The sequence below is a fragment of the Tranquillimonas rosea genome, assembly GCF_900111315.1.
In the GTDB taxonomy this organism is placed as follows: Bacteria; Pseudomonadota; Alphaproteobacteria; order Rhodobacterales; family Rhodobacteraceae; genus Tranquillimonas; species Tranquillimonas rosea.
In genome coordinates, this window is record NZ_FOGU01000008.1 from 192,731 (window position 1) to 204,529 (window position 11,799).

At 68.8% G+C, this 11,799-nt stretch carries 13 protein-coding genes; 5 read left to right on the forward strand and 8 right to left on the reverse strand.

Going from position 1 to position 11,799, the window contains the following annotated elements:
• Position 1 precedes the first annotated feature (1 nt).
• The 4 genes from ruvA to BMZ25_RS14590 form a co-directional block, all read right to left on the reverse strand.
• Positions 2-667 (reverse strand): Holliday junction branch migration protein RuvA, encoded by a 666-nt coding sequence (gene ruvA / locus BMZ25_RS14575; protein ID WP_092694866.1) that lies wholly within the window; start codon positions 665-667, stop codon positions 2-4.
• Complete coding sequence (gene ruvC / locus BMZ25_RS14580; RefSeq protein ID WP_092694868.1) at positions 664-1,155, reverse strand: crossover junction endodeoxyribonuclease RuvC; 492 nt, start codon at positions 1,153-1,155, stop codon at positions 664-666. Before ruvC ends, ruvA begins: the two co-directional genes overlap by 4 nt.
• A gap of 462 nt (positions 1,156-1,617) precedes the next feature.
• Positions 1,618-1,962: a hypothetical protein gene (locus BMZ25_RS14585; protein WP_092694870.1), complete on the reverse strand. Its 345-nt coding sequence runs from the start codon at positions 1,960-1,962 to the stop codon at positions 1,618-1,620.
• A gap of 125 nt (positions 1,963-2,087) precedes the next feature.
• Positions 2,088-2,957, reverse strand: coding sequence for a 50S ribosomal protein L11 methyltransferase (locus tag BMZ25_RS14590; RefSeq protein WP_092694872.1), 870 nt, complete (start codon positions 2,955-2,957; stop codon positions 2,088-2,090).
• Positions 2,958-3,060: 103 nt separating this feature from the next.
• On the opposite strand from BMZ25_RS14590, the gene BMZ25_RS14595 reads away from it, so the two are divergent.
• The gene (locus tag BMZ25_RS14595; RefSeq protein WP_092694874.1) at positions 3,061-4,659 is read left to right on the forward strand and encodes a sodium:solute symporter; all 1,599 of its coding nucleotides are present in this window, start codon (positions 3,061-3,063) and stop codon (positions 4,657-4,659) included.
• Positions 4,660-4,729: 70 nt separating this feature from the next.
• Here BMZ25_RS14595 and BMZ25_RS14600 read toward each other — a convergent pair whose 3' ends face one another.
• The 3 genes from BMZ25_RS14600 to BMZ25_RS14610 all read right to left on the reverse strand — a co-directional run bounded on the left by BMZ25_RS14600 (position 4,730) and on the right by BMZ25_RS14610 (position 7,542).
• A complete protein-coding gene (locus tag BMZ25_RS14600) occupies positions 4,730-5,284 on the reverse strand; it encodes a hypothetical protein (protein ID WP_092694876.1) in 555 nt (184 codons plus the stop codon).
• Between the two features lie 66 nt (positions 5,285-5,350).
• Complete coding sequence (locus BMZ25_RS14605) at positions 5,351-6,562, reverse strand: acetate/propionate family kinase (protein ID WP_092694878.1); 1,212 nt, start codon at positions 6,560-6,562, stop codon at positions 5,351-5,353.
• Positions 6,559-7,542 carry a bifunctional enoyl-CoA hydratase/phosphate acetyltransferase gene (locus tag BMZ25_RS14610; RefSeq protein WP_092694880.1) on the reverse strand — a complete coding sequence of 328 codons (984 nt, stop codon included), beginning with the start codon at positions 7,540-7,542 and terminating at the stop codon, positions 6,559-6,561. The genes BMZ25_RS14605 and BMZ25_RS14610 overlap by 4 nt, the downstream gene beginning before the upstream one ends.
• Positions 7,543-7,769: 227 nt before the next feature.
• Between BMZ25_RS14610 and BMZ25_RS14615 the strand changes: the two genes are divergently transcribed.
• Positions 7,770-8,525 (forward strand): SDR family NAD(P)-dependent oxidoreductase, encoded by a 756-nt coding sequence (locus BMZ25_RS14615; protein WP_092694882.1) that lies wholly within the window; start codon positions 7,770-7,772, stop codon positions 8,523-8,525.
• Between the two features lie 87 nt (positions 8,526-8,612).
• On the forward strand, positions 8,613-9,437 hold the full coding sequence (locus BMZ25_RS14620; RefSeq protein WP_092694884.1) for an aldo/keto reductase: 825 nt from the start codon (positions 8,613-8,615) through the stop codon (positions 9,435-9,437).
• A gap of 19 nt (positions 9,438-9,456) precedes the next feature.
• Here the strand turns inward: BMZ25_RS14620 and BMZ25_RS14625 are convergent, their stop codons facing one another.
• Positions 9,457-10,164, reverse strand: coding sequence for a GntR family transcriptional regulator (locus BMZ25_RS14625; RefSeq protein WP_092694885.1), 708 nt, complete (start codon positions 10,162-10,164; stop codon positions 9,457-9,459).
• A gap of 108 nt (positions 10,165-10,272) precedes the next feature.
• Here BMZ25_RS14625 and BMZ25_RS14630 point away from each other — a divergent pair, with 108 nt between their 5' ends.
• Positions 10,273-11,004, forward strand: a complete 732-nt coding sequence (locus BMZ25_RS14630) for a FadR/GntR family transcriptional regulator (protein ID WP_218142549.1) — start codon at positions 10,273-10,275, stop codon at positions 11,002-11,004.
• A gap of 70 nt (positions 11,005-11,074) precedes the next feature.
• Positions 11,075-11,799: beta/alpha barrel domain-containing protein (locus BMZ25_RS14635; RefSeq protein ID WP_092694887.1), on the forward strand; the 725-nt coding region annotated here is incomplete at its 3' end.

Here is an 11,799-nt window from a genome sequence, read left to right on the forward strand (position 1 = left end):
CTCATCCCTTCGGCGCAAGGAGACGCAGGGCCGCGCGGATCAGCCCCGTCGTGTCGGCCTCGGGCTCGGCATTGGCGGCTTCGGCCACGGCCGAGGCGGCCTCGGACGGACCGTAGCCCAGATTGGCGAGCGCCGACATCGCCTCGGACTGGTGCGAGCGGGCGGGCGCCGCGGGGGCCGGGCGCGGCGTCTCGACCACGGCGTCGTCGCCGCCATCGGACGGGGGCGGCGGCGACGCGGCGGGACCCGCGGCCATCGCCATGACGCCCGGTGCCTTGTCCTTCAGCTCGTTCACCACGCGCTGCGCGATCTTCGGCCCGACGCCGGGTGCCGCCTTAACCGCGCCCCAATCGCCGAGCGCGATGGCGCGGCTGACGCCATCGGGGCCGAGCGTGCCGACAATCGCCATCGCCGCTTTCGCGCCCACCCCCTGCACCCCGGTCAGCAGCCGGTGCCATTCCTTCTCGGCCAGGGTCGGGAAGCCCACCAGTTGCAGAAGGTCCTCGCGCACGATCAGCTCGGTATAGAGCGCCGCGGCCTCGCCCGGACCGGGCAGCGCGGCCAGCGTGCGCTCGGAGCAGTGGACGACGTAGCCCACGCCGCGCACGTCGATCAGGACATGGTCGCTGCCCCGATACTCGATCCGTCCGGCAATGCGCCCGATCATGCCACCGCACGCGCGTTCGAGCCGCGCATGTGCACGGCGTGGCAGATGGCGATGGCCAGCGCGTCGGCCGCGTCCGGTCCTTCGGGATCGGCACCGGGCAGTTGCATGCGCACCATGTGGTCGATCTGCTTCTTGTCGGCGTGGCCGACGCCCACGACGCATTTCTTGACCGCGTTGGGCGAATACTCCCCCACGGTGAGGCCCGCCTGCGCCGGGACGAGCAGGGCGATCCCGCGGGCCTGTCCCAGCTTGAGCGTGCCCGCCCCGTCGCGGTTGACGAAGGTCTTCTCTACCGCCGCCGCGTCGGGCGCGTATCGCAGGATGATGTCGGTGAGCTGCGCGTGCAGATCCATCAGGCGGGCGGCGAGGCTGTCTTTCGTCCCGGTCCGGCACGCGCCGTTCGCGATATGCGCCATCCGGCTGCCCGACGCCTCAATGATTCCCCAGCCCATCGTGCCGAGACCGGGGTCGATCCCCATAACCCTCATGCCTGTCCTGCCCGTTCTCTTGCGTTGTTGCCAGAGCGTTAGCACGAAAGGCGAACATTCGCCAGAACCGATGGCGCCTGCCACCCGCTGCGGCGCGCCCGTGTGGCGTGAGGGCAAAGAAATTTCCGGCGATGTCGGAATTGATCTCCGCTGTGTCGCAGCGGGATTTCGGGTTTTCGGAGCACGCCCCCAAATCCCCCTCAGAACGCAGCCAAACCCTTAGAGAGAAAGGATAACTGCCATGAAGCGCAACACCGACCCCCAACCCTTCCCCAGCGGCCACCTGCCCGACGGCCGCGTCTTCCGCGCGGTCAAGCGCGCCATCGTGAGCCTGTTCAACAGCCGCTCCGCCCGCGCTTGAGTTGCCGACGGCTGTGGCCCCGTGAGATGCCACCGAATGTTTAAAGGCGCAGCCGGTCCACACCTCTGCGCCTTTTTTCATGTCCGTCCGAAAGTGGGGGTCTACGCCGTCAGCGCGCGCAGCCACTCGGCCAGTTTGAGCGTCACGGTGTCCGCCTGCATCACCCAGCCGCCGACCTGTTCGACCATCGTGCCATTCGCCAGCCGCGCCGTCTGTTCGGCATAGACCGTCTCTCCCAGCGCGACGAACAGCGCCGCCTTGCCGACGAGCACGACGGTCAGGATGAAGAACACGCCCTGCCAGGGAAAGTTCAGCCCCTGCGGCCGGGGGCGGGCGATGATGAGCCCGTCGTGATTGACGCTCAGGACCGCGCCGCGCGACAGCTTCTTGCGCTTGGCAAGGAAACGTCTGCGCCGCTGGTCGAACATGTCCGCGTTGGAAGCCATGATCTCGAAATCCGTACTCTGCCCTCGGCCGAAACCGAATGGCAGGACTGTATCACGAAATGTGGCGGAAAGGGGGCAGGATTGCCGGCGTGCGTCGAAAGCCCCTGTTTTTGCGGTATTTCGGGCTATTCTTTGGTTAACGTGAGGGTGCTCCAGTCGCCAATATCCTCACGATGCGTCAGACTGTATCCCAAGCCGCAATAAACCCCCGAGACCTCGTCGGCCTGGTCGGTGAGAATCCCCGACAGGATCGCCACCCCGCCCGAGGCCGTGTCTTCCGCCAGCGACGGCGCGAGCGCGATCAGCGGGCCCTTCAGGATGTTCGCGAAGACCACGTCGAATGGGGCCTCGGCCCGAAGCGTCTCATGCTCCAGCCCCGGCGCCTCGACGCAGACCACCCGGTCCTCGAGGTCGTTGGCGCGGGCGTTGGCGCGGGCGACCTCGACGGCGACGGGGTCGTTGTCGCCGGCCCAGACGGTGCCGGGCCAGACCCGCGCCGCCGCCATCGCCAGCACCGCTGTGCCGCAGCCCACGTCGACAACCTTGCCCGCCGCCCGGCCCTGGTCCAGCAGGCGGTCGAACGCGCGAAGGCAGCCCAGCGTCGTGCCGTGGTGGCCGGTGCCGAACGCCATCGACGCCTCGATCAGCAGGGCGATGCGATCCTCCGGCACCTTGTCGGCGTCGTGGCTGCCGTAGACGAAGAAGCGACCCGCCTCCACGGGGCTGAGCTCGCGCCGTACCTTCGCGACCCAGTCGATGTCGGGCAGTTCCGAGACGGCGAAGTCCTCGGCGCCGTGGGCCCGCGCAAGCAGGGACAGCGCGATCTCCTCGGGCGGCGCCTCGAAATAGGCGCCCACTTCCCACAGCCCCGAGCCGTCCTCCATCTCAAACACGCCCACGCCGGTCGGAGCCGGTTCCAGAGCCTCCAGCGCTTCGCCGAGCGCTTCGGCGGAGTCCTTGCCGGGCAGGGTGGTCAGGGCGGAATAGGTGGGCATCGGAACTCTTTCGGAAGTTGTGCGCCGCACCTGCCGCTCCTCCCTGTGGGGAACCGGCGGCGACGTGTCACGGTTGCGCTGCAGGACAGGGGAGGCCAATGGCATGGAAGAGACGACGGTTCAAGATGTCAGCCAGGCGATCACGACCCTCGATCTGGTGGTGCTGGCGTTATATTTCCTGGTCGTCATCGCCATCGGCGTCTGGGTCGCCCGCCGCACGAAATCGGGCGAGGACCTGTTCCTCGCGGGCCGTGCCCTGACCTGGGGCGTCGTCGGCTTCTCGCTCTTCGCCTCCAACATCTCGTCGACGACGCTGATCGGCCTGACCGGCGCGGCCTATGCCACCGGAATCGCGACCTCGGCCTACGAATGGATGTCGGGCCTGCCGCTGATCGTGCTGGCCTTCGTCTTCGTGCCGCTGTTCTTCCGCTCGCGGATCACCACGATTCCGGAATATCTCGAGCGGCGCTTCGACCGGGCGACGCGGCTCTACTTTTCCGGCGTGACGATCCTCTTGACGATCATCGTCGACACCGCGGGCGGGCTCTATGCCGGGGCGGTGGTGACCCAGTCGTTCTTCCCCGACATCCCGATCTGGGTGACCTGCGTGGGCATCGGGCTCTTCGCCGGCCTCTACACCGCCGGCGGCGGCCTGCGCGCGGTGGTCTATACCGACGTGATGCAGGCCGTCGTGCTGATCGTCGGAACCACGGCGATGACGCTGATCCTGTTCGCCGAGCTCGGCTGGTCCTGGTCGAACGTGGTCGAGCAGATGCCCGACCCCGAACAGCTGTCGATCGTGCAGCCGATGTCGGACGAGATTCTGCCCTGGCCGGGCCTGATCCTGGGCGTGCCGGTGCTGGGCTTCTGGTACTGGGTGACGAACCAGTACATCGTCCAGCGGGTGCTGGGCGCCCGCTCGCTTAAGGATGCGCAGCAGGGCGCGATCCTGGGCGGCTTCCTTAAGATCCTGCCGATGTTCATCATGGTCCTGCCCGGCGCGATGGCGATCTCGATCGTGCCCGACCTGCCGAACCAGGACATGGTGTTCCCGACGCTGACCTCGACGGTGCTGCCCGCCGGCCTGACCGGCGTCGTCCTCGCCGGCCTCATCGCCGCGATCATGTCGAGCGTCGATTCGACTCTGAACTCCTCCTCGACGCTTGTCGTGCACGACTTCATCAAGAAGGACCGCGAGGAGATGGACCCGACGCGGGCCCGCAACTACGGCCGTGTCACCACGCTGATCCTGATGGGGGTCGCGATCCTGTGGGCGCCCTTCATCACCAATTTCGGCGGCCTCTGGCAGTACCTGCAGCAGGCCTTCTCGATCCTGGTGCCGCCCGTCATGGCGATCTTCATCCTCGGGGCGCTGTGGTCCCGCGTCACCGCCAAGGGCGCGATGGCCGCGTTCATCGGCGGCCACGCGATCGGTCTCGTCCTCTTCGTGCTGACGCAGATGGGGGTCTGGCCGCTCCACTTCACGATCAATATCGGCCTGATGGTGTTCGTCAGCGTCGCCATCCTCGTCGGCGTCTCGCTGATGGACACCGCGCCGCGGCGCGAGGATCTCTCCGGCGTCATCTGGCGCCCGTCGATGGCGATCGACCGCGAGGCATCGGGCGGCGGGCTGACCGACGTCCGCGTCCTCGCGGCCATCCTCGGCGCGGCGATGTTGGCGATCCTCGTGATCTTCTGGTGAGGCTTCTTCTGCCGGGAAATATCCCGGGGGAGTCGCCGCAGGCGACGGGGGCAGCGCCCCCGAACCGGCCTCACCACAGTGCCCAGTGCTCTCCCGCGAAGGCGTGGCCGACGAAATGGACGAAGGCCGCGCCATAGACCAGTGCAAACCCGGCGCAGGCCATCCGCTGGACGGCCCCGTCCAGCCGGCGCCAGATCACCACGAGGCATGCGACGAACAGCAGCCCCTCCAGCGTTCCCGCGATCCGACCGAAATGCGCCGCGTCCCAGAACGACACCGGGCTGACGAAGACCGCGTCGGTCAGCGGCCAGAAATGCACGTGCGCGTCGCCGGCATGGAGCGGCAGGTCGAAGCCGACATGCAAAAGCGCCGACCCCGCAAGCAGCGCCGGCCCGCGTGCCCCAAGGACAAGGGAGGCGGCCAGCCCCGCCAGATAGACCGGCACCGAATTGAAGACGTCGATCAGCAGCGCCATCGTGTCGCCGTCGCGTCCGGGCAGGCCATAGGCTGCGAACAGGAACAGGTCCGGCAGGATCGCGCCCGCCGACAGCAGCCACCAGTCGCCCGGCCGCCGGTGGTGGCCGAGCGTGGCCAGGCTCAGAGCCATGTGCGCGGGCGTGTTCATCGGGATGCGTCCTCCGCCGGGCACAGTGCCACGGACGGACGGGCCGCGACACCGGGAACCGTGGGTCTAGCGGGCGGAGGCCGTCTGAGCCGTCGCACCGCAGACGACGGCGCGGGTGCCCTCGGCGATCACCGCCTCCTCGTCTGTCGGCAGGGCGAAGATGGCGATGTCGCTGTCATCCGCATCGAGCCGCGCCGCATCGCCTGCCGCGTTTGCCGCCGGGTCGATGCGGCAGCCCAGCCACGCCAACCGCGCGCAGATCGCCGCCCGGATCGGCGCGGCGTTGGTGCCGATCCCGCCGGTGAAGACGAGCGCGTCGAGTCCGCCGAGGCTCGCGGTCAGCGCGCCGCACTCGCGGGCCGCGCGGTGGACGAACAGCGCCACCGCCTCGGCCGCCTCTGGGGCGTCGCTGTCCAGCAGCGTGCGCATGTCCGAGGCAAGGCCCGAGACGCCCAGCAGGCCGGACTTTCGGTTCAGCAGCGTGTCCACGGCGTCCGGTGTCATGCCGCGCTCGCGGATCAGATGCAGCACGACGCCGGGGTCCAGCGCGCCGCACCGCGTGCCCATCAGCAGCCCGTCCATCGCGGTGAAGCCCATCGTCGTGTCGACGCTCAGCCCGTCGCGCATGGCGCACAGGCTGGCGCCGTTGCCGAGATGCGCGGCGATCACCCGCCCCCGCGCGATCTCCGGCGCCATGCGCCGCAGGCGGCCGGCGACATGGGCATAGGACAGACCGTGAAAGCCGTAGCGCCGGATGCCCTCGTCGTGCAGCGCGCGGGGCAGGCCGAAGCGCGAGGCCATCTCGGGCATCGTGGCGTGGAACGCTGTGTCGAAACAGGCGACCTGGGGCAGGTCGGGCCGCAGCCGGACGAGCGCGCGGATCGGGGCGAGGCTGCGCGGCTGGTGCAGCGGCGCCAGCGGCGTCAGCGCCTCGAGATCGGCAAGCAGCGCCGGCGTCACGCGCGCGGGCTGGCGATGGGTCACGCCGCCATGGACGACGCGGTGCCCCGCCGCCAGCAGCGTGGCGTCGCCCAGATGCTTCCGGCACCAGTCCAGCGCCGCCGACAAAAGCGCGTCGAAGCCCGGCGGCGCGGGCCATTCGCGGACATGGACCGGGCCGCTCTTGGGCCGCGCCACCAGGCGGGGGCGGTCGGCGATGCGCTCGATCTGCCCGCGCGCCAGTTCAGCGGGCGTACCCTCGGGGCCGGGCGTGGCGGCGTGCAGGGCGAATTTCAGGCTCGATGAGCCGGCGTTGAGCGACAGCAGCGCGTCACTCATGGCCCGGTCACCGCCGCATCCGCGCGCTCAAGCCGGGTCTGCGCCATCAGCGCGGCGACGGCGCAGGAGGCGAGATGCGTCTCTTCGGTGTCGGCCCGGCTGGTCAGCACGATGGGCACCCGCGCGCCCAGCACCACGCCCGCGGCCCGCGCCCCGGCGAGGAAGGTCAGCTGCTTGGCCAGCATGTTCCCCGCCTCGAGGTCCGGCACCACGAGGATGTCGGCGTCGCCGGCCACCTCCGAGACGATGCCCTTCTCTTCGGCCGCGGCGGGGTTGATCGCGTTGTCGAAGGCGAGCGGGCCGTCCACGCGGGCGCCGGTGATCTGGCCGCGGTCGGCCATCTTGCACAGCGCCGCCGCCTCGACGGTCGAGGCGATCCGGGGCGTCACGGTTTCGACCGCCGACAGCACGGCGACCTTCGGCGTCGCGATGCCGAGGCAATGCGCCAGGCCGATCGCATTCTGCACGATGTCGCGCTTTTCCATAAGCGTGGGCGCGATGTTGATGGCCGCGTCGGTGATCAGCAACAGCTTGGGATAAAGTGCTACATCCATCAGGTAGACATGGCTGAACCGCCGCCCGGTGCGCAGACCCAACGCGGGGTCCAGCGCTGCGCGGATCACCTCGTCGGTGTGCAGCGAACCCTTCATCAGGAGGGTCGCCTCGCCGCTGCGGACAAGCGCGACCGCCGCCGCGGCCGCCGCGACAGAGTGCGGCGCGTCGATCCGGCGGAGGGTCGAGATGTCGCGTCCCGCCGCCTCGGCAGCGGCGTCGATCTTGGCGAGCGGGCCGATCAGCACCGGGTCGATCAGCCGTGCCGCCGCCGCATCCACCGCCGTCGCGATGGATGTCGCGTCGCAGGGATGGGCGATGGCCGTGACCGGGGTGCTGGCCCCGGCGGCGCGGGAGAGGATCGGCTCGAAGCGGGAGGTTCGGCCGCCGCTTAGGGACGACCGTCGCATCGAAGAGCTGTCGCGCATGGGGTCACGTTCCTTGGTCGGGTCGCGGCGCGGAGTGGGTGGCGTGCCCGGCCTGGTCGTACAGGTGCGACCGGACCACCCGGCGAGTGATGGCGGAGCGATACGGTCCGAGGCCGGCGCGGGCATTGATCCACGTCAACGGTGCCGACCGTGGCCCGGTTGATCCCGATCAACGCGGCGGCGTCCGGCAGGGCGTAGCCGGGACGCGGTTCTGAACGGAGGCAGAGATGGAACGCGATTTCGAAGGCAAGAGGGCACTGGTCACGGGCGGCGGATCGGGGATCGGCACCGCCATCGCGCGGGAGCTGTCCGAACGTGGTGCGCGGGTGCTCGTCGCCGATCTCGACATGGAGGCCGCCGAAACGGTGGTGGACGGTCTGCGTGCGGCCGGCGGCGAGGCCGAGGCGGTTCGCGTCGACGTGGCCGACGCCGCATCGGTCGAGGCAATGGTGGCCAGGGCCGTGGAGGCGTTCGGCGGTCTCGACATGGCGGTGAACAACGCCGGCATCGGCGGTCCGAGCGAACTGCTCGGGGACTACCCTCTCGACGGCTGGCGCAAGGTGATCGACGTCAACCTCAACGGCGTGTTCTACGGCTGCCGGTACGAGATCGCGGCGATGCTGGACTCGGGCGGCGGGGCGATCGTCAACATGGCGTCGATCCTGGGATCGGTCGGGTTCTCGACCGCCAGCGCCTATGTCACGGCCAAGCATGCGCTGCTGGGCCTGACGCGGACGGCAGCGATGGAATACGCGCAGAAGGGCATCCGTGTGAACACCGTCGGGCCGGCCTTCATCGACACGCCGCTGCTGTCCGCGAACCTCGATCAGGCGACATTGGATTCGCTTGCCGGCCTGCATCCGATGGGTCGCATCGGCCGGCCCGAGGAGGTCTCGGCGCTGACCTGTTTCCTGCTGTCCGACCGGGCGAGCTTCGTGACCGGCAGCTATCACTTGGCCGACGGTGGCTATACCGCCCAGTGAACGTGACGGCGCGTGCGTATGGATCGGACGCGCCGCGCCTGCGTTGCCCCCGCAAGAGGAGACACCGCAACCGCAAGGACGCACGACATGAGTATCAAGAGTATCGGTCCCGCCGGCATCCCGAGCCTCGGGCTGGGCACCTTCAAGATGGAAGCGGACAAGACCCGCGGCCTGGTTGATGCCGCGCTGGCCGAGGGGTATCGCCATATCGACACCGCGCAGGCCTACGAGAACGAGAAAGAGGTCGGGCAGGGGATGCGCGACTCGGACGTACCGCGCGACCAGGTGTTCCTGACAACGAAGATCCTGCCGCAGGACTTCGCCGCCGACGATTTCCGCGCCGCCGCCGAGCGGTCGCTGAAGGCGCTCGACACCGATTATATCGACCTGCTGCTGCTGCACTGGCCGTCGAAAGAGGTGCCGCTGTCCGAGACGCTGCCGGTAATGGATGCGCTCATCGCCGAGGGCAAGATCCGGCACGCGGGCATCTCGAACTTCACCATCGCGCTGACGAAGGAGGCGCAGGGCATCCTCGAGGCGCCGATCGCGGCGAACCAGGTCGAGGTGCATCCATTCCTCGACCAGACCAAGCTGTTGGGCTTCCTAGAACAGCAGGGCATCCCGTTCGAGGCCTACGCCCCGCTCGCACGTGGCAAGGTCATCGGCGACCCGACGCTCACCCAGATCGCCGGTGCGCATGGCGTCAGCGAGGCCGAGATCGCCGTGGCATGGGTGCTGACCAAGCCGAACGCCATCGCGATTCCCAAGACCTCGAAGAAAGAGCGCCTGGCCTCGAACCTCCACGCTGCCGAGGTGACGCTGACCGAGGACGAGGTTCGTCGGATCGACGGTCTGGCCAGCAAGGACGGCCGCCTGATCTCGCCGGACAGCATGGCGCCCGACTGGGACTGATCGGGGCAGGGGCGGCCTGTCAGGGCAGGTCGCCCTCGTTCTCGACGTAGTCGGGATAGTCCCTGGCGACCATCTCGGCCATTTTCGGCGTGCGGGACATGTGCTCGCGCATCGCGGCGGCGGCGGCTTCGCCGTCGCCGGCCGCGATCCCGTCGATGATCTGTTCGTGCAGTTGCACGACCCGGCCCATCCCCAGGCTCGGCAGCGCCAGCAGGCGCACGCGGTCGAGATGGCCGCTCTTGCGCTGGAGGATCTGCCACAGGTCCCGGATGCGGGCGTGGTCGAAGATGATCCGGTGGAACGCCTTGTCGGCCTTCTGGAACCCCGGCGCGTCGTCCCGGTCGCGCATCGCGGCGAGGTCGGCATTGGCATGGCGCAGGGCGCGGATCGTCTCTGGCGCCGCGGTCTCGGACAGAAGACGCACGGCGTCGGATTCGATGGCGCGGCGCATGAAATGGATCTGCCGTGACAGGCTCATGTCGATTTTCGACACGAGCGTCGCGTGCTGGGGGTAGACCGTGATCAGCCCCTCTTCCTCGAGCTTCTGCAGCGCGTCGCGCACCGGCGTCTGGCTCAGCCCGAACTGCTGCTGCAGCCCGTTTCGCGAGACGGGCGTTCCGGGCGCGAGCGTGATCGAGATGATCTGGTCGCGCAGGTAGTCGGCGATCTGCGGTGCGATCTGCCGTGTCCTGTCCAGGCTCAGGCGGCCGCCCGTGGCAAGGTCCATATCGTGTCGACTCTCATTGCGGCGCGTTCCACTAATGCATTAGATCTTGTTGGCGAGCATTTCCAGTCCGCCATCTGCGCCGTGCCGCATGACGAAGGGAGAACCGCCGTGCCCCCCCACGACAGCCCGCCGGGCCAGATGCGCAAGCCGCGGGTCGCGACCTTCGCCGATCAGATCTATGGCCGGATCCTGGCGCAGATCTCGGCCGGTCTGTTCCCGAGCGGCTCCAAGCTGCCGTCCGAGACGCGGATGGCCGCGGATTTCGGTGTCTCGCGCCCGGTGGTGCGGGATGCGCTGGCGAGGCTTCAGCGCGACGGGCTGGTCGAGTCCCGCCGGGGCAGCGGCAGCTTCGTCCTGAGCGCCCCGCCGGCGGACCTGTCGCACGTCACCGACATGAACGACGTCGCCCGGTTCCAGCGGTTCCAGGAGTTCCGGCTGGCGATCGAGGGGCCCGCGGCGGGGCTGGCCGCCGCGCGGCGCGGCGAGGACGAGCTTCGCCGCATCGTCGAGGCGCACGAGCATTTCCTGGGCGAGGTGCAGGCCGGCAGGTTCGTGTGGGAGACCGACCGTGCGCTGCACCTCGCGATTATCGAGGCCTCCGGCAACGAGTTCTTCCTGCAGAGCATCGACGGGCCGGACATGGCGCTCTCCGATTTCATGAGGGTGTCACTCTCCCTGACAAGTTCGCGGTCCGAGAGGCGCGGTCGCCTCGTGGCGCGCGAACATACGAATATCGTCGATGCGATCCGCATGGGGGACAGCAAGGCGGCGCAGATATCCATGGAAAATCATATCATTCAGGCGCGGCGGCGCATGCTGGACGGGTCCCTCGAGCCGTAGCCTGTAAAATATGTTGACAAGTTGCGGGCCAGCGGCAAGTCTCCGGCAACACTTTGCAGGAGGATGACCCGTGACCGAGACCCCCCGCCTTTCGCCAGAGGATTACGCCAGGTCGGTGGTCGCCGTGCCGCCGCTCGCGCTTGATGACGACGGCCATTTCGCCGCCGACGCCAACCGTCGCGTGCTGTCGCATATCGCCGACGGCGGCATCTCGACGGTGCTCTACGGCGGCAATGCGAACATCTACCATTTCGGCGCCGGGCTGTTTCGCGAGGCGCTCGAGGGCGTCTTCGCGGTGTGCCCCGAAAACCTGGACATCCTGTTCTCCATCGGCCCCGATTTCGGCAAGGCGATGGATCAGGCGGAGGACCTGAAAGACGTCGGGATCAAGAATGCGCTGCTGCTGCCGATGGCCTTTCCGTCGGATTCGGCGGGCATCGTGGCGGGCGCGCGGCAACTGGCCGAAAAGCTGGGCTTCGGGCTGGTGCTGTATATCAAGCGCGACGCCTATCTCGCCCCCGAGGCTCTGCAGACGCTGATCGGCGAGGGCACGGTCAGCTACGTCAAGTACGCGGTCGAGCGCGGTGATCCGGCGCAGGATCCGTATCTCGACGTGATCCTCGACGCGGTCGGCGTCGACAAGGTCGCGAGCGGCATGGGCGAGACGCCGATTGCCGACCATATCGGCGGGCGCGGCATGTCGACCTTCACCTCGGGCGCCGTCTGCATCGCGCCGGCCGCGTCGAACGCGCTTCTGTCGCTGTACCGCGCGGGGCGGACGGACGAGGCGGCCGA

Bases quoted from the DNA above. Each gene is read 5' to 3' on its own strand.
- ruvA (WP_092694866.1), bottom strand. From the start codon at position 667: ATGATCGGGCGCATTGCCGGACGGATCGAGTATCGGGGCAGCGACCAT.
- ruvC (WP_092694868.1), bottom strand. From the start codon at position 1,155: ATGAGGGTTATGGGGATCGACCCCGGTCTCGGCACGATGGGCTGGGGA.
- BMZ25_RS14585 (WP_092694870.1), bottom strand. From the start codon at position 1,962: ATGGCTTCCAACGCGGACATGTTCGACCAGCGGCGCAGACGTTTCCTT.
- BMZ25_RS14590 (WP_092694872.1), bottom strand. From the start codon at position 2,957: ATGCCCACCTATTCCGCCCTGACCACCCTGCCCGGCAAGGACTCCGCC.
- BMZ25_RS14595 (WP_092694874.1), top strand. From the start codon at position 3,061: ATGGAAGAGACGACGGTTCAAGATGTCAGCCAGGCGATCACGACCCTC.
- BMZ25_RS14600 (WP_092694876.1), bottom strand. From the start codon at position 5,284: ATGAACACGCCCGCGCACATGGCTCTGAGCCTGGCCACGCTCGGCCAC.
- BMZ25_RS14605 (WP_092694878.1), bottom strand. From the start codon at position 6,562: ATGAGTGACGCGCTGCTGTCGCTCAACGCCGGCTCATCGAGCCTGAAA.
- BMZ25_RS14610 (WP_092694880.1), bottom strand. From the start codon at position 7,542: ATGCGCGACAGCTCTTCGATGCGACGGTCGTCCCTAAGCGGCGGCCGA.
- BMZ25_RS14615 (WP_092694882.1), top strand. From the start codon at position 7,770: ATGGAACGCGATTTCGAAGGCAAGAGGGCACTGGTCACGGGCGGCGGA.
- BMZ25_RS14620 (WP_092694884.1), top strand. From the start codon at position 8,613: ATGAGTATCAAGAGTATCGGTCCCGCCGGCATCCCGAGCCTCGGGCTG.
- BMZ25_RS14625 (WP_092694885.1), bottom strand. From the start codon at position 10,164: ATGGACCTTGCCACGGGCGGCCGCCTGAGCCTGGACAGGACACGGCAG.